Below are 25,078 nucleotides of genomic sequence, written 5' to 3'. Positions count from 1 at the left end.
CGGTTAACTCTGGTTAAAATGGCGTTTCGTTTTGCGTGTGGGCACATGATTGGCTGGGTCATCCGGCCAAAGATGTTTAGGGTAGCGTCCCTTCATTTCTTTTTGCACCTCTTTATAGGCCCCTTGCCAAAAGCCCGCTAAGTCTTGGGTTATTTGTAACGGTCGCCCAGCAGGGGACAACAGCTCAAGCTGGACCGCTACCTTACCATTGGCAAGCGTCGGTGTTTGCGCTTGTCCGTACATCTCTTGCATCTTCACCGCCAAAACCGGTGCCTTGTTAGGCTCGTAGCGTAATCGATAGCGAGAGCCTGTCGGCACCGTTAGGTGAGTGGGTAGGGCGGCGTTAAGTTGTTGCATCGTCTCATACCCAAACCAAGCTTCGAGTACTGGTTTTAGATCCAACTGTTTAAGTGCTTGCCAACGCGACAGGCCGTGCATAAACGGCGCAAGCCATGTATCAAGGGTGTTTAGCAAGTCCGCATCGCTTAAAGGCGGTAGCGCAATGTCGAGCCCCCACGCCTGTGCGCAGCGCGCCCGTGTGAGTAAGGACTGACTTTCTGGCTGCCAATTCAATGCCTGAAGGCCTTTTTGATGAACCGCATCAAGCAACCCTTGCACTTGCTGCTCCGCGGTGAGCGTATCAAGCGGTTGACGACTAAGCACCAGCTCTCCCAAACACTGCTGTTTTTCTGCGCGTAGCGTGCCACGCTGTTCATCCCACGCGATCACTTCTCGGTGTGTAAACAGATCGGGACGAGCCTCATTCAAGGACGTTAGGGATAACGCAATGGCGCAGTAGGCCCGGCTATCGCTGCGCTCACTGGCCATCACATCACAGATCACCAGCGTGTCCGCATGGCTCAGGGGATCCTGGCTGTCGAGTGTGACGCCGTGACCATTTGCCATCACAAAGCGCCCCGATTGCCCACGCGATTGCGCAATGCGATCGGGCCAAACGAAAGCGGCCAATAACGGCAATGCCTGCTCATCGAGTGTGCGGGTCAAACGGATGCCAAGTGCGTGAGCCAGCGACTTGGCCCGTGACTGGTGCTCTCGCGATGACATCGCGGCGCGTACCTGATCGATAAGCGATAATGATCCGTTTCCTCTGACCGGTTTATCCACCCAAGCGGCTAACCAGCAAGCGGTCGATTGCACTGATGTGGCGGCCGTTTCCACGCGTGCGAGCATTGCTGCAGCGCGAGGTTGGGCGGCCAATTGGCTAGCCCGTTGCCCGAGCGCGGTGAATGTCTGTCGTGTATCCGTCAGGCCTAATTGTGTCAGTCTTTGGCAGGCAGCTTGCCAATGTTTCGCGGGGGGCGCGTCAAGCCAGTGTAAATCTTGGACGTCACAGCCCCATTGGATCACATTCAGGGCCAAGTCGGTTAAGTCTTCACGCAGAATCGGTGCATCAGGGGCCGCTGGCAGGCGCTGGAATTGCTCCTCACTATAAAGACGTAAGCAATGTCCCTCGCTGAGTCGTCCGGCCCGTCCTGCGCGCTGTACTGCAGAGCTGCGCGCAATATGCCGAGTGACGAGCTTATCGATACCCGTCTGCGCGTGGTGGGTCACCAAACGTTCAAGACCCGTATCAATGACCAGCTGGACCCCATCAATCGTCAAACTGGTTTCTGCAATATTGGTGGTCAGTACCCACTTTCTCCTTCCCTTGGGTGCAGGTGCGATAGCCGCTTGCTGCGCTGAAAAGTCGAGGCTACCGTGAAGCAGGTGTAAATCCATGTCGTCGGGAAGCGTGTTTTGTAGCGCTTGATGGACGCGGCGTATTGCCTGCATCCCGGGCAAAAACATCAGTGCCGAGCCTGAGTGTTGTCGGATAAAGTCGAGACTAGCGCGTGCCACCGCACTTTCCCACTGGTCACGGCGAGCGATTGGCTGATAGTGATAGTGAATTGGAAAGCTGCGCCCTTCGGTGGCGAGTACCAATGCGTCAGGCAGACATTGACATAAGGCGTGATTGTCTAAGGTCGCTGACATCACAATTAAACGTAAGTCGTCGCGCAGGCCCGCTTGGCTGTCGAGACTTAGGGCCAGCGCTAGATCGGCGTGTAAACTGCGCTCGTGAAACTCATCGAACAGGATCAGGCTTACGTCTTCCAGCATGGGGTCTTGTTGCAGTAAGCGCGTCAGGACACCTTCGGTAACTACTTCTAAGCGGGTGTTGGCACTGACTTGTGTGTGGCCACGCATTCTCAGTCCCACGGTCTGTCCAACTGGTTCATTTAACTGTTGCGCTAAAAAAGCAGCGATGTTTCGCGCAGCTAAACGTCTTGGTTCAAGGAGTAGGATTTTGCCGGTTAACGCGGTGCGTTCGAGCAGGGCGAGTGGCAGGCGCGTTGACTTACCGGCGCCCGGTGGTGCCGATAGAATGATTTGTGGGTACTGGCGCAAGCCGTCAATTAACGGCGGAATCACGGCATCAATCGGAAGCTGAGACAAGCGTTTGCCCTTTGTGTCAGAATCAAAGCAGTTATTTTAACGAACCAGACGCAAAAGGAGACCCCATGCGAGTATTTTTCGCGCTGGGCTTGAATGAGAGCGTGAATCTTGCTGCCAGAAAGGCGCTGGCTGACTATAAAAATCAGCTATCGGGGGAAGGGCGCGCCGTGCCTGACGCCAACTTGCACCTCACGCTAGCGTTTTTAGGGGACGTGCCGGAGGCGGTGTTACCAGCGTTGTGTGAAGAGGCCAACGCTATTCGTCTCTCCTCATTCTCCCTGACATTATCACAATTAGCCATCTGGTCAGGGCCAAACATCGCTTGTGCCACCGTCGCGACGCCGCCCGCTATGTTGTGCGATCTGGCCCATCGCTTAAGCCAGTTAGCAGCTTGGCCAGCACAGCGTGATAGTCATGCGTTTACTCCTCACATCACGTTACGTCGAGGGGTTAAAACCGTTCAAGGTTTGGACGGACCGGCGCTACCACCGCTAACATTTACTTGCCAACGCTTTGGTCTCTACGCTTCGCCTTCTCATCAAGCCACACATGGCCAGCGTGATAGTGAGGGGAGAGCCTTATACCAATGCTTACACGCGTTTGATCTTACTAGCAGGAATTGAGCATGCTGTTTTCACCACCACTCCAGTCGGCGACCTTAGTGCGCCGCTATAAACGCTTTTTAACCGATGTCACGTTGGCCAATGGCGATACCTTGACAATGCATTGTGCCAATACAGGCGCTATGACGGGGTGTGCAACTCCCGGCGATACCGTGTGGTATTCCACGTCGGACAATGCAAAGCGTAAATATCCGCATAGCTGGGAGCTCAATTACACTCAGCAAGGTCACTGGATTTGTGTCAATACGGCCCGCGCCAACACCTTAGTGGTCGAGGCGATTGAGGCGGGGCGTATTCCTGAACTAGCCGGCTATGCACAATTACAGACAGAAGTACGCTATGGCAGCGAAAACAGTCGCATAGACCTTCTGTTACGTGACGATGACAAAACGGACTGCTATATAGAAGTAAAGAGTGTCACCCTATTAGAGGAGGACGGCTGGGGAGCCTTCCCAGATGCGGTGTCAACCCGAGGGCAAAAGCATCTGCGTGAACTGATTTCAATGGTCGAACAAGGCCATCGTGCCGTATTACTGTTTGCTGTTTTGCATTCAGGGATTGAAAAAGTCACCGGTGCCCCCCATATCGACGCGGACTATAATCAGTTATTAAATGACGCGGTGGCGGCGGGTGTGGAAGTAATTTGTTACCAAGCTGAGTTGTCGCCAAGTGAGCTAATACTGGTTAATTCCGTACCTTTTGTTGCGAATACAGCAAAAGTGTAGACATGTTCACACTGGGCGTAGCAGGGCGTAAATCAAAGATTGCCACCCTATAGGCTTTCTGATATAGATAGCGCCCTCATTTGACTGACACGGGTCATGTCAAGGTGTTTTTAGGAGAAGCTGAATGCCAGAAAGCAAAGAAAAGAAATCGCTGGGCATCCTGGCCATTGCCGGATTAGAGCCATACCAGGAGAAGCCTGGTGAGGAATATATGGGCGAGCCACAGCTCGAGCATTTCCGTAAAATCCTCAACGCGTGGCGTAATCAGCTCAGGGAAGAAGTCGATCGTACGGTTAACCATATGAAAGACGAAGCGGCAAACTTTCCCGATCCTGTTGACCGAGCGGCGCAGGAAGAGGAGTTCAGTTTGGAGCTGCGTAACCGCGATCGTGAGCGCAAGTTGATCAAAAAAATCGACAAAACCCTACAACGCATTGAAGACGATGACTTCGGTTTTTGTGACTCGTGCGGTGTGGAAATCGGTATTCGTCGCCTTGAAGCGCGTCCGACCGCCGAGCTATGTATCGACTGCAAAACGCTTGCTGAGCTTAAAGAAAAGCAAATGGCGGGCTAATTGCCCCGACAGCCAATGCAGTGAATTGGCGGTATACCCAATTGGATAAAAGGGAGCTTCGGCTCCCTTTTTGTGTCTTGGTATGCTTGTGTTCAGGCTATATCCCCGTACAATTTGCGCTATTCCTTGTTGCCACCAGGCTTATGCCCTTGATTGCCCGCTTATCATGACCTCGCACACGCACTATATTGGCCGCTTTGCGCCTTCACCGTCCGGCCCTTTGCATTTTGGTTCCTTGGTCGCTGCGCTAGGCTCCTACTTAGATGCACGCGCTCACGATGGACAATGGCTGGTGAGAATCGAAGATATTGATCCGCCGCGAGAGGTTGCAGGGGCGGCGAGTGATATTTTGCAAACACTCGAAGCCTATGGGCTGCATTGGGACGGTGCGGTGCGGTATCAAAGTGATCACTTGCTTGATTATCAAGCGCAGATTGATGCGTGGTTAGCCTCGGGCGAGGCGTACTATTGCACGTGCACACGTAAACAAATTAAAGCGGCAGGTGGCATCTATTTAGGGACATGCCGAGAGAAGCATCACGGGCCAGAGCAAGCGGCGGTACGTTTAAAAAGCCCGGCAGCAATCCTCGCCTTTGAGGACCGGCTTCACGGTACGCTAGACATGGATGCGGCACTTGCCCGTGAAGACTTTATTATCAAACGGCGTGATGGTCTGTATGCCTATAATCTCGCGGTGGTCTTGGATGACATTGACCAAGGCATTACGGATGTGGTGCGCGGCGCGGATTTAATTATGCCCACAGGGCGTCACATTGCCTTATATCAAAAGCTGGGTAAGGTGGCGCCACGCTATCTACACTTGCCCTTGGCAGTCAATGCCGATGGGAACAAATTATCTAAGCAGAATCATGCTCCCGCGATTAATCGCGCCGACCCAATGCCAGCGTTGCTAGCCGCATTAGCGTTTTTGGGAATGCCATTTTATCCGGATTGGCGCTCGGCGAAACCGGGAGAATTATTGGCAGAAGCGGTAAAAAGATGGTCAATAGCCACCCTGCCACGGGAAACAGAGGTAAAGACAGCATTCTAAAATTTCCCACCCTGATATATTATATGCCGCTGTTTCATGGCCCGAACTGTAAATGACGAGGTGAGCTATCTTTAATCGAGTGACCAGCTTTTGCCGTAAGGTTCTGAATCGTGATAATAAATCACGAGCAATAGAGGATCTTAAGTTGGAAGTTATCCCCCGCAAAGCACATGGCATTTCGCGAAAAGGTATCAGCGAAAATGCGCTGAAAGTGCTCTATCGCCTGCATAAAGCGGGCTATGAGGCGTACCTCGTCGGTGGCGGTGTGCGTGATTTACTCTTGGGGCGTGACCCCAAAGACTTTGATATCGCCACCAATGCCACGCCAGATGAAGTGCGTAAGCTATTCCGAAACTGCCGCCTTGTCGGACGGCGATTTCGTCTTGCCCATATTCTGTTCGGCCGTGATGTGATTGAAGTGGCGACCTTCCGAGGTCATCACACTGATCCAAAGAAAAGTAAGCACACGGCGCGTTCAGAAGACGGCATGCTGCTAAGAGACAATGTCTATGGCAGCATTGATGAAGATGCACAACGTCGCGATTTCACCGTTAACGCGCTGTATTACAACATCGCTGATTTTTCGATTCGAGATTACGCCGGTGGTGTGGACGACCTGAACAACCGCATTATTCGTTTGATTGGTGATCCTGAAACGCGCTATCGCGAAGATCCGGTGCGGATGTTGCGTGCGGTACGCTTTGCCGTCAAACTCGACATGACCATCAATCCGGCCACGGCCGCACCGATTGAAACCTTGGCCCCGTTGCTACAAGAAATCCCGTCGGCGCGCATGTTTGAAGAAAGTCTGAAACTGCTGCAAGCAGGTCAAGGCTTGGCAACCTATAAAATGTTGCGAGAGTATCATCTCTTCGAACAGCTTTTCCCTGCGGTTGCGGCGCACTTTACCGAAGAGCACACCAGTCAAACCGAACAAATGCTTGAGCAGGTCTTAAGCTCCACGGATAAACGGATCGCCAACAGTCAACGGATTAATCCAGCCTTTTTGTTTGCTGCCATGCTTTGGTATCCAGTGGTAACACGTGCTGAGGAGATGACGTTCGAAAGTGGCTTGAGTTATTACGATGCCTTTATGGTAGCCGCTAACGACATCCTGGACGAGCAAGTGAAAACGGTGGCAATTCCACGCCGTTTCACGGCAATGGTACGAGAAATCTGGCAATTGCAAATGCGCATGACGCGTCGCACAGGGGCTCGCGCTTTCAAATTGCTCGACGAATCCAAATTCCGTGCGGCGTTTGATTTGTTAGAAATGCGTGGTGCGGTTGAAGGTGGAGATACCGAGGTGCTAGGTGCATGGTGGCGTGATTTCCAACGTGCCGACCAAGGTGGCCGACAGAAAATGGTCCGCGCCATTAATAAAGTCAGTAATACACGTAAGCCTCGTCGTCGTAAGCAAGCGCCACGACGACGTAAACCACAATCGAATTCATCTTCATGAATCGTGTGTATATCGCCATTGGTAGTAACTTGGGGAACCCGATAGAAAAGGCGAACCAAGCGATTGCTGCCTTAAAGCAATTGCCGCAAAGTCAGTTTGTTGCGGCATCTCCGCTTTACACGAGTAAACCTATGGGGCCAGCTGATCAGCCGGATTATATTAACGCGGTGATTGCGCTGGACACCCACCTTGACCCTTTGACACTATTGGATGCAACGCAAGCGATTGAGCTTGATTATGGCAGGGAACGCAAAGCAGAACGCTGGGGGCCAAGATCCTTGGACCTCGACATTTTGCTCTATGGCAATCGCGTCATCGATCATCCGCGACTGACGGTGCCACACTACGGCATGAAAGTGCGCGAGTTCGTGCTTTATCCACTTGCCGACATTGCCCCCGACTTGTGCTTGCCCGACGGCAGCACCCTCGCCGCGAGCCTGACGCGCGTCGATCGTAATGGTTTAACCCGTATTAGCGATCACGCTTAATCGGTGGGCCCCAGTTTCAGGCTTTGGGAGACATAATGAAAAAAATCACAATCACTGATCTGATGACATGGAAGCAGCAGGGCCAAAAGTTTGCATCACTGACGGCTTATGATGCGAGTTTTGCCCAATTATTCGAGCAACAGGAAGTGCCTGTTTTACTTGTGGGCGATTCGCTTGGAATGGTTCTGCAAGGAAAGAGCGATACCTTATCGGTGTCGGTTGAAGAATTGGCTTATCACACCCGTTGCGTGCGTGCGGGTAGCCCAAATAGCTTGCTGATGGCAGATATGCCATTTATGAGCTGTGCCACACCGGAGCAAGCCTGTGCTAATGCTGCTGAGCTGATCAAAGCTGGCGCCAATATGGTAAAGATTGAAGGCGGATCATGGCTGGTGGACGCGGTGAAAATGCTGACCGAGCGCGCCGTACCTGTTTGTGCGCACTTGGGTCTCACCCCGCAGTCGGTCAATATTTTCGGTGGCTTTAAAGTACAAGGCCGCGAGGAAGATAAAGCCGAGCAGATGGTGGCTGATGCGGTCGCGCTAGAAAAAGCCGGCGCGCAGATCATCTTGCTGGAATGCGTTCCCGCCTCACTGGCTAAGCGTATTACTGACACTGTGTCGGTACCCGTGATTGGAATCGGTGCGGGCGGTGACACCGATGGTCAAATTTTGGTCATGCATGATATGCTCGGTGTCTCTGCTAATTACATGCCTAAATTCTCAAAAAACTATTTGGCTGAAACTGGCGACGCGCGTGAAGCGGTGGCCAAGTACGTCAAAGAAGTAGCAAGCGGCGAGTTTCCGGGTCCCGCACATACGTTTAAATAGAGAGGCCGAGTATGCAGGTGATTTCTGAGGTTGCGCCGCTGCGCGATCAGATTAGCCAGTGGCGAAAAGCCGATAAACGCATTGCGTTTGTACCCACAATGGGCAATTTACACCAAGGGCATTTAACGCTGGTGCGTAAGGCGCGTGAGCTTGGTGAAGTGGTGGCGGTAAGCATCTTTGTGAACCCGATGCAGTTTGACCGTGCAGACGATCTGGCCAATTATCCACGCACTTTGGAAGACGATTTAGCCCAATTGCGTGAAGAGGGCGTCGATCTCGTCTTCACCCCGAGTGCTGAGGTGCTTTATCCTCAAGGGCTTGAGACACACACCACGGTGGACGTCCCAGGGCTCGCCACCATGCTGGAAGGCGCATCGCGCCCCGGACATTTTCGTGGGGTGGCGACCGTCGTCACTAAGCTCTTTAACTTAGTACAGCCCAGTGTGGCGTGCTTTGGCGAGAAAGACTTTCAGCAACTTGCTGTGATCCGCAAAATGGTCACAGATATGGCGATGCCGATTGAGATTGTCGGTGTGCCAACCGTGCGTGAGAGTGATGGCTTGGCGATGAGCTCTCGCAACAACAACCTGACTGTCGATGAGCGCCAGCGTGCGCCTGTGCTCGCGAAAACGATGCGCTGGATGAGTGCACAAATGCGTAATGGTCGTCGTGATCTGGACGATCTCATTGAAGATGCACACGATCAACTTCGTGCCGCTGGCCTGCTACCGGATGAGTTTTATATCCGTGATGCGTCAACACTCGGCCAAGTCACTGAAGATAGTCGTCAAGCTGTTATCTTAGTGGCGGCTTACTTGGGACAAACCCGTTTGATTGACAATCTGGTGGTTGAGTTACAGCGTGCCGCGGACAAGGCTGAAAAAGTCGAGTCGGCCAGTCACTAGCCATCCCCATCCATAAAGTAGGAAATCCGTGTCCTCGGTTTTAAATAATCTTTGATTTCTTGCGGTAACTTAGAGATAGGCACGGCGGTGTCTATCTCTAGATCACTCTCTCGCATATCAATAATGGTCGCTTGATCCGCTGGAATTTCTGGGTCGTAAAGCATGACGTTGGGTTTCAGCAGAGCACTACTATTGACCGATATGATCATTCCCGTCTCACCACTTGACAGTCTTACCACGGTACCGGGTGGATACACGCCCATCATTTTGACAAACAGTGCTAGCAACCGCGGGTTAAATTTATCTTTGTTGTCTTTAAAAAGATGAGATAGGGCGGCAAATGGCATGCGTGCCGGCGCACCAAATTGAGGGCGGCATAACCGATCGTAAAAGTTCATCATGCTGACGATTTGCGCCATCTCGTCGATATTATCCCCTTGAAGGCCCTCAGGAAAACCACTGCCATCGGCGTATTCATGGTGCTGGGCAAGGATCTTCTCCACGCTCGACGTACACTCATCCATTTCAGTAATCAGCTCCGAGCCGTAAGCGACATGCAAGCGATAGTAATTCATCTCCGGTTCAGTCAAACGCTCTTTTTTACGAATAATCGCCGACGGGACTTTTTTAGTCCCAATATCATGAAGAACGGCGCCGGTTAAAAGAGCGCGGATTTTATCATTGTCGTAACCATGGCTTCTGGCCAGCATCAGGGCCAATACTGCCACATTCAATGAGTGCGCATACATATCTTCCGCAAGAGAAGGGTCGTCCATCAAATGAAGAGTGACGTTTGCTTCGCCGCCAACAACCATCAGACTATCCACCAGCATGCGGACATCCTCATTGGCGGCTTGGGGGCGCTGTGACACCTTCATATTGATAGCGCGAAGCTGTGCCATAGAACGTTGATAGTGTTGCTGTACTTTCTGAATACGGGCGCGAAAACGGCGCTGCTCTTCTATCCGTTTCTGCTTTTCTTGCTCCATGGCTGCTTTTTCACGGTGCACGGCGTTGGGATCCACCTCGTCAGGATTTTCCGTTTTCTCAGCAAGTGCAGGGAGAGGCGTCGAAATGCTTTTATCTGGGTAGTAATACACGAAACTAATCGGGAGCGAGCGAATCACCTTGGCTTGTGCATCGCTCTCAATTTGAAAACGATTCAGCATAAAAGGGTGATCACGCCACTTCAGTGGGAGTTTTATATATAAACCGGCTTGTAGCCGTTCGGTCGAAAGCTTAATGCTACCTGCTGCYATGCTCACTCTGGGAGATTTGCGCCTGTTTGGTCCGTGAATGAATGTGGTGTTACGCCATACTACCAGTACAGTATGTGGTTTAATGCGGGGTGCCACACAGACTATTGATATCTCTGATATCCCCACTCAATCATGTTGCCACTGATGTATTACAAAGATAGCCGACTTTAATTGATTCGGCGGGCGCTTTTCCCTAGCTAGATAGGAAAACCAACATGAAGCGTGATGGACAGATGATAAACGTGAGTGTGGAGATAACGAGATAAAAAACAGATAAAAAAATCCCCACTCGTGAGAGCAGGGATTCTCATAAACATGGTGCCCGGAGGCGGAATCGATTACGGCCTGTAAGGTGCGGCCTGCAAGGCCACCGACACGGTGTCGGCATAAAAAAATCCCCACTCGAGAGAGCAGGGATTTTCATAAACATGGTGCCCGGAGGCGGAATCGAACCACCGACACGGGGATTTTCAATCCCCTGCTCTACCGACTGAGCTATCCGGGCTAAGGWGCKCTATTTAATAGYATTAACTGCATAATGTCAAAGTAAATTTCAGCTTAAACGCCTAACAAACAATATTCATTACTGATTACACCCTGTTTTGTACGAAGTGTGAGCATTCTCGCTAATTTCAAATCCGGCATGCGGCATGCATTTCTTCATACGCCTTTCTTTCGTCGTCCCATCCAATGTTTAAGCGACTGTATTTTTTGTCTTTGCTGTCCAGCTTTCTTGTTTTAAATGAACATCTTCCTGAACATCCTCTTTTTTTGCTATGGCTAAAAAATCATCACTTGGTAGATAGTTGCTACACTTATAACGCGAAACAAAAAACATGTTTTTTTAAACAAACAGTTAGAGCAGCTTTGTGATGGAAATTACCCTTGGAGAGTCATTAGATATCACCCAGATTCAATCAATTAAAGAAGAAATCGCAAACAAAATCGGCGACGAAAAGCAGTGCACCCTAGACGCGGGCAGTGTCAATCGGATTGATGGGGCGGGCTTGCAGTTATTACTTTGTTTGGTTCGAACCCAAGAGGAACTGCAGTGGCAAAATGTGTCTGAAAGCCTGTATAGCGCCGCGCAAACCGCAGGCATGGTCGAGCTACTAAAGCTCAATCGTTAATACATGGAGTTGGGGTAAGAGGATGGCAAATATACTTGCAGCAGATGATTCAGTATCCATTCGGCAAATGGTGAGTCATACCTTGAAAGAAGCCGGTTACCAAGTTGAAACGGCAAACGATGGCGCAGACGCATTGCGCAAAGCGAAGACTAAAAAATTCGACCTCATTATTTCAGACGTCAATATGCCAGTGATGGATGGGTTGGAGTTTGTGCGACAAGTGCGCGGCGTGCCGCAGTACAAATTTACTCCCATCTTGATGCTGACCACCGAAACATCAGCAGAGAAAAAGTCGGCCGGTAAAGCTGCCGGAGCGACGGGCTGGATCGTTAAGCCGTTTAATCCAGACACCTTACTGAAAACACTACAGCGCGTGTTGTAAGGCGCATCGACGGAGGATTCTATGGCCATGGACATGGACCAGCTACGGCGTATTTTTTATGAAGAATGCCGCGAGAATCTGGAAGTGCTGGAGCGAGAGTTATTGGCTCTTGACCCTGAAGCCACTGACCTAGAATCAATTAACACCATATTCCGCGCAGCCCACTCGATTAAAGGGGGGGCCGCGACATTTAATCTCGATGATATCAGTCATTTCACCCATGACATGGAAACGCTGCTTGATGAAGCGCGTGAAGAGAAGCGGCAGCTAGATAGTCACACTATTGATGTGCTGCTGCGTGGTGGGGACTGCATTTTGTCTATGTTGGAGTCGTATGAAAACGACACTGACTACGACAGCTCTGAACGTGATGCGGTGACCGAAGCGCTAAACGCCATCATGGGAAATGAGGCCGCAGCGCCCTCCGAAGCGCAAGCACCTGACGTCGCTGATGTCCCGGCTGTCTCGGTAGCGGGCGAATGGTTGGTTGGTTTTGAGCCTCACCCAGATATGTTGTTTTCCGGCAATGATCCGGTACGTATTCTTCGAGAGCTTGAAGCACTCCCCGGTGGGGCGGATATTGTGTGTGATCCCTCTGCTCTGCCAGATTTTACCGAACTCGATCCCGAGCAATTGTTTTTAAAATGGCAAGTGCGCGTTGATGGGCATATTCCCCGTGAAGATATCGAAGCGATTTTTGATTGGGTCGAAGATGAGTGTGAGCTGAGTATTACGCGCAATGAGGAAGCATCGGCAGGATCTTCTTCTGCGGCGACTGCTTCAGCTTCAGAGAATACAGTGGCTTCTGATAGTGCGCTTGTGGCATCAGCGCAACCTGCTGAGGAACAAACATCGGACAAGGCTCAGACAGCCAGCAAATCCAGTGGCAAAAAAACGGCGCCCAAACCTGCAGCGAAAAGTGATGCTAGCGTTTCCTCCATTCGTGTTGAGATCGACAAAGTCGATAACCTGATCAATTTGGTCGGCGAATTAGTGATCACACAATCTATGCTGGCTGAACTCAGTAGTAACTTTTCTCCAGAAAAACTTGAGCAACTCCAGTCAGGTCTCGAGCAGTTGATGCAAAACACTAAAGAGCTACAAGAGAGTGTGCTCGATATCCGCATGTTGCCGATTAGTTTTGCCTTTAACCGTTTCCCTCGTTTGATTCGCGACCTGTCATCACAGTTAGGTAAACGTGTAGAGCTGATGATTGAAGGGGAAAGCACTGAACTGGATAAAACGGTTTTAGAGCGTATCTCCGACCCGCTGGTGCACTTGGTAAGAAATGCGGTCGACCATGGCTTAGAGTCCCCCGAAGAGCGAAAAGGAAAAGGCAAACCCGAAATCGGGTTAGTGCATTTGAATGCCTATCATCAAGGCGGCTCTATTGTGATTGAAGTTAGCGATGATGGTGCCGGACTGAACAAAGAAAAAATCTGGCAAAAAGCGCTGGATAAGGGCCTCATCTCAGATGACTTACCGATTGATGAGTTGACGGACACGCAAGTGTTCAATCTTGTGTTCGCACCGGGCTTTTCAACCGCTGATCAGGTATCAGACGTATCAGGGCGTGGTGTGGGGATGGACGTCGTACGCCGTAATATCGAGCAGTTGGGCGGTAATATCGATGTGCACTCAGCACCCGAAAAAGGCAGCACATTCAAAATCAGTTTGCCATTAACGCTGGCGATTTTGGACGGACAACTCGTCAAGGTGGCGGGCCAAGTTTATGTGGTGCCACTTATTTCTATTATCGAATCCATTCAAATTGATAGCCAACAAATTAAAACCGCGTCTGGCGTACAGCTTTATCGCCTACGCGATGAAAACATCCCTATTTTGCGCTTAAAAGAAGAATTTGGGTTAGGGCACTGTGGCGAGGATCTCGATAAGCAATTGCTTTGCTTGGTTGAAGCGGGCGATAAGAAAGTCGGGCTGTTGCTCGATGAATTACTGGGTCAGCAGCAAGTCGTGATCAAAAGCTTAGAGTCTAATTATACCCGCGTGGCAGGTATTTCCGGTGCCACTATTTTGGGTGACGGCTCGGTATCACTCATCCTCGATATCCAAGGACTCATTACGCAATTCTTGTCGCGCGTCAGTGACGCTAGCGGTCATATCGCCGCGGCATAAGGAGAGGCCATGCAGAATCTGATGCAGTCGGAAGACGTGGTGGACATTGACGACCGCGTCGATCGTTTACAAGGCAGCGATTACCTGAGCTTCGATTTAGCGGGTGAGCTTTATGGCGTGGATATCCAAACCGTCGAAGAGATCCGAGTTTGGGAGCCGCCAACACTATTGCCGCGTTCTCCGGAATTTATTCTCGGCGTCATTAACCTGCGCGGCATGATTGTGCCTGTCATGGATCTACGTGTGCGGTTTAACACCAAAAAAGCGGACTACCACCGTGAAACGGTCGTGCTGATTTTACGCGCCAGTGAAGCCGCGAACCACAAGGTCATGGGCGTTGTGGTGGATGCGGTATCAGATGTGGTGGATCAAGGTGAAGGGCAGATTATGCCACCTATCGGTGATTCCCAAGTGATTGCCTACGTAAGTGGCCTGCTCAATGTTGACCAGCGGGTAATGTCATTAATCAATGTTGATGAGTTGCTGCGTATCGAGCACTGGATATAGGTGAAATAAATATGGAGCAATCACGAGAGTATTTGAGTTTTTTACTGGAAGACGAAGAGTACGGCGTGCACATCTTGGATGTGAAAGAGGTTCGCGGTTGGTCACAGGTGCGACGTATTCCTAATTCGTTGCCGCACATGTTAGGTGTGCTGGAGTTACGGGGAGAATACATCCCCATCATGGATATTCGCCAGTGTTTTGGTATGCCGCCAGCCACGCTGACCTCAATGAGCGTAATTATCATCGTAAGAGACAAGCAAGGTATCTCATTGGGCATCGTGGTCGACGCCGTTGCAGAGGTACATAACTTGAGTACAGAGCAAATTAAAGCCCCGCCTGGGCTACATCGACGCGAAGAGTGGTACATGGAAGGGATCGCCTCGGTGAATGATAGGCATGTGGTTCTGATTAATTTAGAGCAGTTATTTGACTTTGATCAGTTACAGCAAACAGCACAACCCGAGATCGCGAACGAGGACTAGAATATGGCGTGGTTTAAAAGGGAAGTACAGCAAGAGCAACAAACCCAACAAACAAAGCAGAATGTGCAGCTTCTTGCGGCACTCAATGTCGCGCCTGCTGCACTCATTATGCTCGACAATCAACTGCAAATCACACTGATTAACCGACGGGCATTGCAGTTGTTGCAATGTTATCAAGCGGCGATTCGAGAGCGTGGTAATACCGAATTCACTGCCCAAAGTGACATGCTTTTTGGCAAACCAATGAGTGCAGTATTGCCGTCAGACTTGGTCGATTATCAGCAATGGCAGCAGCTATTAGACGACAAGCCCTCGGTACAAAACATTGAAATTGGCGCTGGGAAGCTGCGCGTGTCTGCCAGCAAAGTGACGGATGGGCAAGGCTTTAGTGTTGAGCTTAGTGATATAACCGCACGCGCTCACCAGAGCGAAGAGCATAGCTTGCTAAAAGGCGCATTGGATAATACCCACAGTGCGTTTGTTATTTTAGGAACGCACGGTGAGATCACGCATGTGAATGAGCAAACCGTCCGCTTATGTAAGCAGCATGAGCAGACATTTCGCAGTAAAAACAATGCGTTTGTCGCGAATCGTGACGATATTATCGGTAAGCAAATCGATTATCTGTTTCCACAGCTTCAATGTGACATATTCCTGTCGCCGAATAACTTACCCATAAACCGTGATATTCGATTTAAAGCAGCTCGCTTTGAGTTTCATGCGACGGCAAGTTACGACCGGCATGGTAGCCATATCAGCACCACCATTGAGTGGCGTGATGTGACAGAACGTCGCAAAAAAGAAGCTGAGCGGTCGCGGCTGGCCGCTGTGGTAGAGGGCATGACGACCAAAGTGATGCTGGCGGATAAAGATGGCATCATTCGCTACCTCAATCCTGCAGTTACTGAGCTGCTTAAGAGCCGCGAGGATGAGATGCGCGAGGTCTTCCCTGGCTTCTCTGTAGACAAGCTAGTTGGTACTAGCATTGATCAATTCCACAAAAACCCGTCGCACCAACAGTCTGTGATTGCCAACCCAGACCGGATGCCATTGAAAGCTGAAATTAAGGTCGCAGCGCTCGAATTTGCGCTCAATTGCATTGCTCTTTATGACGATGACGGTGAATACATGGGGCCAGGGTTGCAATGGGAGGATATTACCGAACAAATGGATAGCCTGCGTCAGGTAGAAGACCTTATCGAAAAAGCGGCCGATGGTAACCTTAGTGATCGAATGGATACCAGTAATTACAGTGGTTCGATGGCCAAACTGGGTAACGGAATTAACCAATTACTCGATAGTGTTGTCGACCCATTGAATGAGTGTATTCGCGTGATGCGTGGCGTATCGAAAGGTGATCTGAAAATCAATATGCCCGAGGATTACAAAGGGGACTTTGAAGATCTGAGCCAGGCGGTGAATGCTTCAATCAACAACTTGCGCAATATGGTGGAGAAGATCACCCATTCTTCAGGACGTGTGGCGTCTGCTTCCGCTGAAATTGCTGAGGGTAACAACGATCTGAGTGAACGTACTGAAGAGCAAGCGGCCAACTTACAGGAAACCGCGGCGAGCATGGAGCAGATGACGGCCACGGTGAAGCAAAATGCGGAAAGTGCCGCCTCTGCGAACACCCTAGCGTCTAAAACCAGTGAAAAAGCACACAAAGGCGGTGAAGTGGTCAAAGAAACCGTTGAAGCCATGGCCGAAATCAATGATGCGAGCAAGAAAATTGCTGACATCATTGGCGTGATTGATGAAATTGCCTTCCAAACCAACCTATTGGCACTGAATGCGGCCGTTGAGGCGGCGCGAGCGGGCGAGCAAGGTCGAGGTTTTGCCGTTGTCGCGGGCGAAGTCCGTAATTTGGCGCAGCGCAGTGCTGGTGCCGCCAAAGAAATTAAAGAACTGATCAAAGACAGTGTCGAGAAAGTCACCCAAGGTTCGAAACTGGTCGATGAATCTGGGGAGATGTTGGAAGAAATTGTCTCTTCGGTGATGGAAGTATCTCAGCTTATCGACAAGATCAATGCGGCGAGCCAAGAGCAGGCAACTGGAATCGACGAGATCACCCGTTCGGTGGCGCGTATGGACCAAATGACGCAGCAAAACGCAGCTTTGGTGGAAGAGGCCGCAGCATCTAGCCAGTCAATGCGCGATGAGAGTGCTGAATTGATTAATCTAATCGGTTTCTTCCAAATCGATATTGATGCCGAAAAGTTAGTCGATAAGCAACTTGCACAATCGAATGCGAAACCCGCTTCACCCCGTTCATCGGTCGCGGCTAAGAAAGAACCAGCGCCTTATCGCAATGGAGAAGCCGCGCCAGCAGCACGGCTAAAAGCGGTGAATTCGGGAAAAAGCGCGGCGTCTGAAGTCAGTGATGAGTGGGAGGAGTTTTAAGCGTGAGTGCGCCGGTGAGCTCGTCATCTGCGAGTGCATACTCGTTCAGCCAAACGCAATTTAAGTTTGTGCAGACATTTATGCTGAATGAAACCGGTATTTCGTTGGCGGACAAAAAGAAAAGTATGGTGTATAGCCGTTTGGCGCGCTGTTTGCGCCGAACGGGCGTGGCAACCTTTGATGATTATTTTGCGTTGGTGGAGAAAAGTGCTGACGAGCGAGTGGCTTTTATCAATGCACTCACCACCAATAAAACGCAATTTTTTCGCGAGCGTCATCACTTTGATTTCCTCGCCCATCAGTTGATCCCCCTGTGGCAACAACGTAAGCAAAAGCGGGTGAGGATTTGGTCGGCAGGGTGTTCCACCGGTGAAGAGCCTTACACCATTGCGTCAGTATTGGCGGGTCACGGCATGATTGGTGGTCAAATGGATGTTCATTTATTGGCAACGGATCTCGACACCCAAGTACTAAACACAGCGAGTAACGGCACCTACAGCTTGGATGTTGTTAACACCATCCCACCGGAGTATCTCAAACCGGGATTTCTAAAAGGAAAAGGGATTAAGCAGGATTTATTTAAAGCCAAACGAGCGCTACGCGACATTATTAGCTTTAAGCAACTTAATCTAAAAGGTGACTGGCCTCACAAGCATGCAATGGATGCAATTTTTTGTCGTAACGTAATGATTTATTTCGAGCGCGAGACGCAGCAATGGTTAATTGAGCGCTTTTGGCGCCAATTAGCGCCGGGCGGCATTTTATTTATCGGCCACTCAGAAGGCATTGGAAAAATGGCGGATAAATTCGACAACCTCGGCCATACCATGTATCGCAAACGGGAGTGATATGCACCAAGCACTAGAACTGCACCATCATGCCCAAGAAAAAACCGTAAAGCGTTTTTTTAGTCCAGAGCATGACAGGCACATGGTGAAATTGAAGCCGGGAGAGATTTACGTCAGCTCGGACGACGAGCTTATCGCGACAGGGTTAGGGTCGTGTATTGCTGCATGTATCTGGGATCCTCTCGCCAATATTGGCGGCATGAATCACTTTATGTTGCCACTTAAAGATGACCAAGCGGCGAAAGAATGGAGTGCAGAGCAATACATGTCTCATGCGGCGCGGTACGGTAACTATGCCATGGAGATCCTCATCAATACCTTGTTGCAACAAGGGGCGATAAAAAACCGTTTACGCGTCAAGCTTTTTGGTGGGGGCAATATCATGGGGCAGAACATTGCTATAGGACGCAAAAACATTGAGTTTGTTCGTCGCTATGTTGCCAATGAAGATCTGACCTTAGTCTCGGAAGACCTTGGCCAGTCTTTTCCTCGCCGCGTGTTGTTTGATCCTAGAACTGGAAAAGCTTGGGTGAAGAAAATTCAGTCTCTCAGTCAAAAAGAGCTGGTGGCAGAAGAGGCCCAATACAATCAACGCTTGCTCCAAGAATCTCGAGATGACAGCGCTGATGATCAAGATGTGGAGCTGTTTTGATGAGTAAGTATCGCTATAAAGTACTGATCGTTGATGACTCACCGCTCTATCGAACATTGATTCGGGAGTGTCTTGAGAGTGATCCTGCCCTTGAGGTCATAGGGGCGGCGGAAGATCCTTATGAAGCACGGGAAAAAATTAAGAAGCTAAATCCGGATGTGATTACGTTAGACATTGAAATGCCGAAGATGAACGGTATTCAATTTCTTAAAAATTTGATGCGCTTACGGCCAATGCCTGTGGTGATGGTATCGACCTTGACCCAGCATGGGGCTGAGGTCACTTTAACGGCGCTGGAGATTGGTGCGGTCGACTATGTGCCTAAACCGTCTGCCAACATTGCCACCGCCATGACCCAAGAGCGGGATGAGCTGGTGAGTAAAGTGAAAGCGGCGGCCCAAGCCAACATTGGTCAACCTCTGTGGGGTAAACAAGCAGCACCTGTGCAGGTCAATCGTCATCATTATAATCGCAAAGGGTATGAAGTTATTGCGCTGGGTGCTTCCACTGGCGGTACGGAGGCGCTAAGGGGCGTGCTTGAAAGACTGCCCGAACACATGCCGCCCATCGTGGTTACCCAGCACATCAAGGCGGCTTTTTGTGGGCCTTTCGCTCAGCGGTTAGACCGAGCTTGCCGTTTATCCGTCGAAGAAGTAACGGCTGATCGCATGCCGCTTATTCAAGGGCATGTTTATGTAGCGCCGGGCGATCGCCATCTTACGGTGGTCAATCGACAAGGTCATTTATATTGCCAACCGACGGATGAAGCGCCGGTTGAGCGTCACCGCCCGTCTGTTGATGTGATGTTTTCCTCTGTTGCAGAAGCCGTCGGTGCTAAATCGGTGGGGGTCATTTTAACTGGCATGGGGAGAGACGGAGCATCCGGTCTTCTAAAAATGCATCAAGCCGGTGCATTAACGGCGGCGCAGGATCAAGCCAGCTCTGTGGTGTGGGGGATGCCACGTGTCGCAATTGAACTCGGGGGCGCATCACAAGTCCTTCCGCTCTCTAATGTGGCAAATTTCTTAGTGGAGACAGTCTATGGCAAGTGATTCTAAGTCCCTAATATGGCCACCGATATTGACGTTACTTCTTACGATTGGTTTTGCGTTATGGTCGATGACGTGGCAAGTCGGTGTGTTTGCTGTGTTGGTCTTGGTATTAATGGGTGGACAGCTTCTTCATTTATCGAAAAAGCGCGCTTCGGTTGGTATGGAAGAAGGGGCCGACATGGTGGAAAAGGATGCCCCTGAACAACTGCTACGCCGTATTCATCATATTTTATCGATTGAGTTGGTACCAATCCGTGAGCAGTTAGCGCGTCAACGTGAGGTGATTGATGAATCGGTTGAAAGCTTAAATGGGAGCTTTTTTAGTATGCAAAGTGCCTGTCAGGACCAGGTCGCGACTGCGACCAGTATGGCGAACGAACTGCTGCATAACGAAGAAAGCGAGTACAGTCTGACCAAGGTGTTACCCGAAACTGAACGTGCGATTGATGCTTACATCGACATTATGGTCAAGGTCAGTGATAAAAGCGTGTCGTCCATTTATACCATTGAAGAAATGTCGAGCAAACTCAATGAGGTGTTTGAACTGTTGGATGATGTGCAAGCCATGTCTGATCAAACCAACTTGCTCGCATTGAACGCAGCCATTGAAGCGGCGCGCGCCGGCGAAAATGGACGCAGCTTCGCGGTCGTTGCCCAAGAAGTTCGCTCACTCGCGATTAAGGCGACAGACCTTAATACTGAAATCCACAAGCATATCGATCTCGCCCAAGAAAGTGTCGATAAAACCAAGGATACCGTAGGGGAAATTGCTTCTTTAGATATGACTGAGTCAATTCGGTCCAAAGAATACATTGACTCGTTACTCGAAGGGGTGAAATCGGTCAACGATCAGGTCGGCCAGGAAATAGAACGGGTCTCCATGCTCGGGGAGCAGGTCCAGCAAGAAATTGGCTCGTGTATTAAGAACCTACAATTTGCTGACATTATCACGCAACAAGGTGGGCACATACTCGACAATCTGCATATTTTGGAAGAATTGAACGCACTGATTATTGAAACCATGTCGGAAAAGGATATCGATTGGCATGCGCTAAATGAAAAGGTCAATGCCATTGAAGAAAAAGCAGGCTCTGCCAAACGTGCCCCTGCAAAACAACAATCCCTTGATGAAGGTGAAATTGAATTATTTTAGAGGTGCCAATGAGAATTCGACGGGACGAACAAAAGGATAGGAAACAGGTGATCTTGCATGTGAAAGGCGAGTTCAACTTTACGATGGTGCAAGAGATCCGAGATGCTTATGCCGATCTTACTGATCAGGAGGTGATTGTCGACCTCCGAGAAGCGACCTATATGGACAGTGCGGGGCTCGGCATTCTTTTGAACATGCAGGACTATTTAAACAAATCTGATGGTTCAATTCGGCTAATCAACTGTCCGGATGCGATTAAGCGTGTGTTGTTTATCGCCAAATTTGAGAAAAAATTCAAAATAGAGTGAGTCGCCTATGAACGTGTTGGTGGTCGATGATGAGCCGGCGTTGGTGCACTATATTGCAGCAGCCTTAAAGGACGAAGCTGATAATATCAGCATGGCGATGAATGGTAGCGAGGCGCTTCAACTGTTGGGATCTATCTCGCCGGAAATGTTTCCAGACTTGATCATCTCTGATGTCAATATGCCGACGCTTGATGGGTATCAAATGGCGCAGGAAATACGTAGGCGTTTCTGGCAAAAGTTGCTACCTATCATATTTTTAACGGGTGTTGATGACCAAGATATTTATGCAAGCTGCATGCAATACGGTGATGACTTTTTGAGTAAGCCGGTGAATGTTGCGACGCTTATCGTTAAAGTCCGGACCCACTTTCGTCATACCTGTCTGTTCCGCGAAGTCACTTTCCAACGCGACCAGTTGAAACAATTTCAAGAGGCTACCGTCTATGAGCACGAGATGGCAAGCCAAATTTTTGAACGTTTAATGTCATTTAGCTTATCGGGTGTATCAGGGATTGATAGTTACTCAGGCTCATACAGTTTGTTTAATGGCGATGTCACCATGATATTACCCAGGCCTTTGGGTGGGCTATATATCCTGATTGCAGATGCCACAGGGCATGGACTTCCTGCGGCAATAAGTACTATTCCCGCAGTGAAAACCTTTATCACAACCGCTCAACGAGGCTTACCGGTGGGCGATATTGCCAGTGAAGTTAATACTCACTTACGCAACTTTATGCCCGTTGGCACTATGCTCGCTGGTGCGGTTTTGGAAGTGATGCCAGATGGATTAACTGTAAATATGTGGAGTGGTGGGATGCCGGATGCTTACAGTCTTGATCAATATGGGCAAGTGTTAGAAACCCATCACGGCCGACACATGGCACTAGGGGCGCAAGACAGGGCGAGCTTTGATGCGACTATCACGCGGTTACAGTTTAGAGAAGGGCAGCGTCTATTCTTAGCCACAGATGGCGTAATTGAAGCGAGAAATCAGTCTGATAAGCAGCTGTCTGAAATTGGACTTATTCGTGCGCTAAGTGGTTGCCAAGGCAGCTTAATTGAGCAAGTAAAGCGTACACTTTCAGCCTTCGCAGGGGATGCTGGCGTTACCGATGACATTTCCATGTTAGAGCTTTCTTTTCCGATTGCTTGCCCTGAAAGGCAAGACAATACAGTTTCACTGCAACCTTATTCTGTCGTCCCATCGTGTACTCAAATTCGTTTTGATACCGAGTTACTGAAAAAAGCCGATTTAATCGCTGATTTAAGGGAGCGAGTAAAAGGCATCGTGGGAGAAAGTACTGATCTTGATTTAATTTGCACTGTGATATCAGAGCTTCTCAATAATGCGCTCGATTATGGTATTTTGGGCCTCGAGTCCGTATCGAAAAACGATGTGGATGGTTTCTTTAATTACTATCTATCACGGCAAGAAAAACTCGATGCGCTAAGTGGTGAGCATTACATTGAGTTGGAGTTAGCTTTTCAGCCCAAGGTACAGCGTTTTATTTTGAAGATGGCGCACTCAGGGAAGGGCTTTGATTATGAACGTCAAATCCGAGAAACCAACCATGATGTGGAGAGCTTGTCTGGGCGAGGGATTACGTTGATTAAATCGATATGCGAGCAGTTTAGCTACAGTGATCAAGGTCGAGCCGTTGAAGCGGTTTTTAAGCTTAACAATGGCCAAGCGTAACGGATAGGCCTGTAACTGGGGAGGGACGCCTAGTCGGGAGCGCCTAGCCCAGTGACATATTTGGCGATAGCCAAATAAAAAAAGCACCAACCTTTCGGTTAACGCTTTCTTTAAATGTGGCTCCCCCAACTGGACTCAACGGGGGCGCCTAGCCCAGTGACATATTTGGCGATAGCCAAACAAAAAAAGCGCCAACCTTTCGGTTAACGCTTTCTTTAAATGTGGCTCCCCCAACTGGACTCGAACCAGTGACATACGGATTAACAGTCCGCCGTTCTACCAACTGAACTATGGGGGAATAATGGTGCCTCGAGGCGGAATCGAACCACCGACACGGGGATTTTCAATCCCCTGCTCTACCAACTGAGCTATCGAGGCAATGGTGCCGGCTGCCGGAGTCGAACTGGCGACCTACTGATTACAAGTCAGTTGCTCTACCAACTGAGCTAAGCCGGCACACAAATTGCGAAATACTGTGTGTCACACCATTATTTCATTATATGGTGCCCGGAGGCGGAATCGAACCACCGACACGGGGATTTTCAATCCCCTGCTCTACCGACTGAGCTATCCGGGCCAACGGGGCGCTATTAAACGGATTTTCCGTCTCACCGTCAACTGTTTTTTTGAAAAAAGTGCGCTAATCGTGTTGTTTGGATAAAAAGGCAGCGAAATGCCATAAAAGTGCACAATTTTCAGGGTTTCATCAGGGCTTATTGGAGTAAATTCGCAAACTCTTTTTGGTAACGCGTTACCTTTTGTAGGTAGCGCCGAGACTCCGAAGAAGGGTGGAGGTGGGTAAGCGCCCAAAACACCTGATTAGGTTTTAGACTATTTAAGTCTCGCATGGCGCGATCGCGATTGCGATCAAAGGTTCGTAGCACATTTCCCGTTCCACCGTTGTAGGCGGAAATCATACTGTAGTGCAAAGAGAGTGGATCGCGTACGGCTTTAAGATACCGGTTTTTAAGGATGTAGAAGTACGCAGTGCCAGTATCAATATTTTTCTCTGGATCAAAAAGGTATTTCGGAGTGGGCTGGCCAGGACGCTTTTTCACCAATTTAAACACATCGCGTCCTGCGGTTTTAGGGACAACTTGCATTAACCCGTAAGCATTCGCCCAGCTTACCGCATAGGGGTTGAAGCTGCTTTCCGTTTTGATAATCGCATAGATAAGCTGTTCTGAAATATCATAGCGCTTGGCGGCACGGCGGACGATATCAGCATACTGATAACTTCGCTTCGCGACGTGATCACTTACCATAGGGATGGTGACGTAATACATATTCTGAAAACGGACTTGTTTTTTCTTCAGACGGTGGTCGAGTAAGTACTCGGCAAAGCGATTCGCGCGCCACTGCCAGCTAATGGCTTTACCTTCGTGGTCCACCACTTGTCCTTCCAAAAAGGGGCGACCTTCGAGCGGCACCTCAGCCGCCGAGTAAAGATCGACAGAGGCAGGGTCTTGAGGTGTGAGTAGGGTGGTGATAATTGCCTGTTTTAAATGTGATTTTGGATTGTCTGTGGCGACGGTTTCAACTTGAATAACACCGCGTTCAAAATCAATCCGAGCCCGACTTTTATAGTTATCTGTGTATTTAACGTAGTCGCGTTTGCCCGACACAAAGACTTGATTCTCACCCCAGCGCACTTCAATGTTGCCAGTAAACTGACCGATTAATTGGTTGAGCGCGTCAATGTCTTTTTCAAATTGACCGGGGAGAGGGGCGAGGTTTTTCGCAAATCGGTTGGTCGTTTTATAGCTGACGCCCACGTACTGCTCGACGCTTTCGCGGCTACAACCTGTGATCAGTAAACTCAGACAGCAAATCAGTAAACAGAGTAATCGCGTCATCTTTCATCGCGTTAGCATAAAAAACACCCGCATTTAGCCTAACACAATGCGGGTGATTTGCAGTGATAACGCAATCTGCTTGTGGCGCAGCGCGCG

Annotated in this window: 23 protein-coding genes and 5 tRNA genes; 20 read left to right on the top strand and 8 right to left on the bottom strand. The window is 49.8% G+C overall.

Features of this window, described 5'->3' with window-relative positions; genetic code table 11:
* Window positions 1-3 precede the first annotated feature (3 nt).
* A complete protein-coding gene (gene hrpB, locus BZJ17_RS01595) occupies window positions 4-2,457 on the bottom strand; it encodes an ATP-dependent helicase HrpB (RefSeq protein WP_077639556.1) in 2,454 nt (817 codons plus the stop codon).
* 65 nt (window positions 2,458-2,522) lie between these two features.
* On the opposite strand from hrpB, the gene thpR reads away from it, so the two are divergent.
* The 8 genes from thpR (at window position 2,523) to panC (ending at window position 9,115) form a co-directional block, all read left to right on the top strand.
* The gene (thpR, locus tag BZJ17_RS01590; RefSeq protein WP_077639555.1) at window positions 2,523-3,080 is read left to right on the top strand and encodes an RNA 2',3'-cyclic phosphodiesterase; all 558 of its coding nucleotides are present in this window, start codon (window positions 2,523-2,525) and stop codon (window positions 3,078-3,080) included.
* A gap of 2 nt (window positions 3,081-3,082) precedes the next feature.
* Window positions 3,083-3,805 (top strand): DNA/RNA nuclease SfsA, encoded by a 723-nt coding sequence (gene sfsA / locus BZJ17_RS01585; RefSeq protein ID WP_077639554.1) that lies wholly within the window; start codon window positions 3,083-3,085, stop codon window positions 3,803-3,805.
* 124 nt (window positions 3,806-3,929) lie between these two features.
* Window positions 3,930-4,379 carry an RNA polymerase-binding protein DksA gene (dksA, locus tag BZJ17_RS01580; RefSeq protein WP_069586438.1) on the top strand — a complete coding sequence of 150 codons (450 nt, stop codon included), beginning with the start codon at window positions 3,930-3,932 and terminating at the stop codon, window positions 4,377-4,379.
* 166 nt (window positions 4,380-4,545) lie between these two features.
* On the top strand, window positions 4,546-5,430 hold the full coding sequence (gluQRS, locus tag BZJ17_RS01575) for a tRNA glutamyl-Q(34) synthetase GluQRS (RefSeq protein WP_077455325.1): 885 nt from the start codon (window positions 4,546-4,548) through the stop codon (window positions 5,428-5,430).
* 103 nt (window positions 5,431-5,533) lie between these two features.
* On the top strand, window positions 5,534-6,892 hold the full coding sequence (gene pcnB / locus BZJ17_RS01570) for a polynucleotide adenylyltransferase PcnB (protein WP_069588471.1): 1,359 nt from the start codon (window positions 5,534-5,536) through the stop codon (window positions 6,890-6,892).
* Window positions 6,889-7,380, top strand: coding sequence for a 2-amino-4-hydroxy-6-hydroxymethyldihydropteridine diphosphokinase (gene folK / locus BZJ17_RS01565; protein ID WP_077639553.1), 492 nt, complete (start codon window positions 6,889-6,891; stop codon window positions 7,378-7,380). Before pcnB ends, folK begins: the two co-directional genes overlap by 4 nt.
* A gap of 35 nt (window positions 7,381-7,415) precedes the next feature.
* Window positions 7,416-8,210, top strand: a complete 795-nt coding sequence (panB, locus tag BZJ17_RS01560; protein WP_077455323.1) for a 3-methyl-2-oxobutanoate hydroxymethyltransferase — start codon at window positions 7,416-7,418, stop codon at window positions 8,208-8,210.
* An 11-nt stretch (window positions 8,211-8,221) separates the two neighbouring features.
* Window positions 8,222-9,115: a pantoate--beta-alanine ligase gene (panC, locus tag BZJ17_RS01555; protein WP_077639552.1), complete on the top strand. Its 894-nt coding sequence runs from the start codon at window positions 8,222-8,224 to the stop codon at window positions 9,113-9,115.
* Here panC and BZJ17_RS01550 read toward each other — a convergent pair.
* Both BZJ17_RS01550 and BZJ17_RS01545 read right to left on the bottom strand, forming a co-directional pair.
* Window positions 9,112-10,380, bottom strand: a complete 1,269-nt coding sequence (locus tag BZJ17_RS01550; protein ID WP_198534058.1) for an HD-GYP domain-containing protein — start codon at window positions 10,378-10,380, stop codon at window positions 9,112-9,114. The genes panC and BZJ17_RS01550 overlap by 4 nt on opposite strands.
* Before the next feature lie 423 nt (window positions 10,381-10,803).
* Window positions 10,804-10,879 (bottom strand) — tRNA-Phe (locus BZJ17_RS01545).
* Between the two features lie 367 nt (window positions 10,880-11,246).
* Here BZJ17_RS01545 and BZJ17_RS01540 point away from each other — a divergent pair.
* Genes BZJ17_RS01540 through BZJ17_RS01485 form a run of 12 tightly spaced genes read left to right on the top strand, consistent with a single transcriptional unit; the run spans window position 11,247 to window position 23,126 of the window.
* Complete coding sequence (locus tag BZJ17_RS01540; RefSeq protein ID WP_077455320.1) at window positions 11,247-11,504, top strand: STAS domain-containing protein; 258 nt, start codon at window positions 11,247-11,249, stop codon at window positions 11,502-11,504.
* 22 nt (window positions 11,505-11,526) lie between these two features.
* Window positions 11,527-11,886: a response regulator gene (locus BZJ17_RS01535; protein WP_069588426.1), complete on the top strand. Its 360-nt coding sequence runs from the start codon at window positions 11,527-11,529 to the stop codon at window positions 11,884-11,886.
* A 21-nt stretch (window positions 11,887-11,907) separates the two neighbouring features.
* Complete coding sequence (locus BZJ17_RS01530) at window positions 11,908-14,022, top strand: chemotaxis protein CheA (protein ID WP_077639550.1); 2,115 nt, start codon at window positions 11,908-11,910, stop codon at window positions 14,020-14,022.
* A gap of 9 nt (window positions 14,023-14,031) precedes the next feature.
* Window positions 14,032-14,529 (top strand): chemotaxis protein CheW, encoded by a 498-nt coding sequence (locus tag BZJ17_RS01525; RefSeq protein ID WP_077455317.1) that lies wholly within the window; start codon window positions 14,032-14,034, stop codon window positions 14,527-14,529.
* 11 nt (window positions 14,530-14,540) lie between these two features.
* On the top strand, window positions 14,541-15,011 hold the full coding sequence (locus BZJ17_RS01520) for a chemotaxis protein CheW (RefSeq protein WP_069588433.1): 471 nt from the start codon (window positions 14,541-14,543) through the stop codon (window positions 15,009-15,011).
* Window positions 15,012-15,014: 3 nt separating this feature from the next.
* Window positions 15,015-17,414, top strand: coding sequence for a methyl-accepting chemotaxis protein (locus tag BZJ17_RS17565; protein WP_077639549.1), 2,400 nt, complete (start codon window positions 15,015-15,017; stop codon window positions 17,412-17,414).
* Between the two features lie 2 nt (window positions 17,415-17,416).
* Window positions 17,417-18,262 carry a protein-glutamate O-methyltransferase CheR gene (locus tag BZJ17_RS01510; RefSeq protein ID WP_241824905.1) on the top strand — a complete coding sequence of 282 codons (846 nt, stop codon included), beginning with the start codon at window positions 17,417-17,419 and terminating at the stop codon, window positions 18,260-18,262.
* A gap of 1 nt (window position 18,263) precedes the next feature.
* Complete coding sequence (locus BZJ17_RS01505) at window positions 18,264-18,914, top strand: chemotaxis protein CheD (RefSeq protein ID WP_077639548.1); 651 nt, start codon at window positions 18,264-18,266, stop codon at window positions 18,912-18,914.
* A complete protein-coding gene (locus BZJ17_RS01500; RefSeq protein ID WP_077455314.1) occupies window positions 18,914-19,966 on the top strand; it encodes a chemotaxis response regulator protein-glutamate methylesterase in 1,053 nt (350 codons plus the stop codon). The genes BZJ17_RS01505 and BZJ17_RS01500 overlap by 1 nt, the downstream gene beginning before the upstream one ends.
* Window positions 19,956-21,119, top strand: a complete 1,164-nt coding sequence (locus BZJ17_RS01495) for a methyl-accepting chemotaxis protein (RefSeq protein WP_077639547.1) — start codon at window positions 19,956-19,958, stop codon at window positions 21,117-21,119. The genes BZJ17_RS01500 and BZJ17_RS01495 overlap by 11 nt, the downstream gene beginning before the upstream one ends.
* An 8-nt stretch (window positions 21,120-21,127) precedes the next feature.
* A complete protein-coding gene (locus tag BZJ17_RS01490; RefSeq protein ID WP_077639546.1) occupies window positions 21,128-21,427 on the top strand; it encodes an STAS domain-containing protein in 300 nt (99 codons plus the stop codon).
* Between the two features lie 7 nt (window positions 21,428-21,434).
* Window positions 21,435-23,126, top strand: coding sequence for a SpoIIE family protein phosphatase (locus tag BZJ17_RS01485; RefSeq protein WP_077639545.1), 1,692 nt, complete (start codon window positions 21,435-21,437; stop codon window positions 23,124-23,126).
* A gap of 222 nt (window positions 23,127-23,348) precedes the next feature.
* Here the strand turns inward: BZJ17_RS01485 and BZJ17_RS01480 are convergent.
* The 5 genes from BZJ17_RS01480 to mltC all read right to left on the bottom strand — a co-directional run bounded on the left by BZJ17_RS01480 (window position 23,349) and on the right by mltC (window position 24,982).
* Window positions 23,349-23,424: transfer RNA gene (locus tag BZJ17_RS01480), tRNA-Asn, on the bottom strand.
* Between the two features lie 4 nt (window positions 23,425-23,428).
* Window positions 23,429-23,504 (bottom strand) — tRNA-Phe (locus BZJ17_RS01475).
* A 2-nt stretch (window positions 23,505-23,506) separates the two neighbouring features.
* Window positions 23,507-23,582 (bottom strand) — tRNA-Thr (locus BZJ17_RS01470).
* A gap of 45 nt (window positions 23,583-23,627) precedes the next feature.
* Window positions 23,628-23,703 (bottom strand) — tRNA-Phe (locus BZJ17_RS01465).
* A 136-nt stretch (window positions 23,704-23,839) separates the two neighbouring features.
* Complete coding sequence (mltC, locus tag BZJ17_RS01460) at window positions 23,840-24,982, bottom strand: membrane-bound lytic murein transglycosylase MltC (RefSeq protein ID WP_077639544.1); 1,143 nt, start codon at window positions 24,980-24,982, stop codon at window positions 23,840-23,842.
* Window positions 24,983-25,078: the final 96 nt, after the last annotated feature.

This window comes from Salinivibrio sp. IB574, from assembly GCF_001996205.1.
GTDB lineage: Bacteria > Pseudomonadota > Gammaproteobacteria > Enterobacterales > Vibrionaceae > Salinivibrio > Salinivibrio proteolyticus.
Note: the sequence above shows the minus strand (reverse complement) of the source record. Positions and strands in the feature narration are given on the sequence as shown.

What these genes read in the sequence shown, in the direction of transcription:
- BZJ17_RS01495 (WP_077639547.1), top strand. Translation starts at nt 19,956, where the DNA reads ATGGCAAGTGATTCTAAGTCCCTAATATGGCCACCGATATTGACGTTA.
- thpR (WP_077639555.1), top strand. Translation starts at nt 2,523, where the DNA reads ATGCGAGTATTTTTCGCGCTGGGCTTGAATGAGAGCGTGAATCTTGCT.
- BZJ17_RS01535 (WP_069588426.1), top strand. Translation starts at nt 11,527, where the DNA reads ATGGCAAATATACTTGCAGCAGATGATTCAGTATCCATTCGGCAAATG.
- folK (WP_077639553.1), top strand. Translation starts at nt 6,889, where the DNA reads ATGAATCGTGTGTATATCGCCATTGGTAGTAACTTGGGGAACCCGATA.
- BZJ17_RS17565 (WP_077639549.1), top strand. Translation starts at nt 15,015, where the DNA reads ATGGCGTGGTTTAAAAGGGAAGTACAGCAAGAGCAACAAACCCAACAA.
- BZJ17_RS01525 (WP_077455317.1), top strand. Translation starts at nt 14,032, where the DNA reads ATGCAGAATCTGATGCAGTCGGAAGACGTGGTGGACATTGACGACCGC.
- dksA (WP_069586438.1), top strand. Translation starts at nt 3,930, where the DNA reads ATGCCAGAAAGCAAAGAAAAGAAATCGCTGGGCATCCTGGCCATTGCC.
- BZJ17_RS01490 (WP_077639546.1), top strand. Translation starts at nt 21,128, where the DNA reads ATGAGAATTCGACGGGACGAACAAAAGGATAGGAAACAGGTGATCTTG.
- BZJ17_RS01520 (WP_069588433.1), top strand. Translation starts at nt 14,541, where the DNA reads ATGGAGCAATCACGAGAGTATTTGAGTTTTTTACTGGAAGACGAAGAG.
- BZJ17_RS01485 (WP_077639545.1), top strand. Translation starts at nt 21,435, where the DNA reads ATGAACGTGTTGGTGGTCGATGATGAGCCGGCGTTGGTGCACTATATT.
- BZJ17_RS01530 (WP_077639550.1), top strand. Translation starts at nt 11,908, where the DNA reads ATGGCCATGGACATGGACCAGCTACGGCGTATTTTTTATGAAGAATGC.
- panC (WP_077639552.1), top strand. Translation starts at nt 8,222, where the DNA reads ATGCAGGTGATTTCTGAGGTTGCGCCGCTGCGCGATCAGATTAGCCAG.
- panB (WP_077455323.1), top strand. Translation starts at nt 7,416, where the DNA reads ATGAAAAAAATCACAATCACTGATCTGATGACATGGAAGCAGCAGGGC.
- BZJ17_RS01500 (WP_077455314.1), top strand. Translation starts at nt 18,914, where the DNA reads ATGAGTAAGTATCGCTATAAAGTACTGATCGTTGATGACTCACCGCTC.
- BZJ17_RS01540 (WP_077455320.1), top strand. Translation starts at nt 11,247, where the DNA reads ATGGAAATTACCCTTGGAGAGTCATTAGATATCACCCAGATTCAATCA.
- BZJ17_RS01505 (WP_077639548.1), top strand. Translation starts at nt 18,264, where the DNA reads ATGCACCAAGCACTAGAACTGCACCATCATGCCCAAGAAAAAACCGTA.
- mltC (WP_077639544.1), bottom strand. Translation starts at nt 24,982, where the DNA reads ATGACGCGATTACTCTGTTTACTGATTTGCTGTCTGAGTTTACTGATC.
- gluQRS (WP_077455325.1), top strand. Translation starts at nt 4,546, where the DNA reads ATGACCTCGCACACGCACTATATTGGCCGCTTTGCGCCTTCACCGTCC.
- sfsA (WP_077639554.1), top strand. Translation starts at nt 3,083, where the DNA reads ATGCTGTTTTCACCACCACTCCAGTCGGCGACCTTAGTGCGCCGCTAT.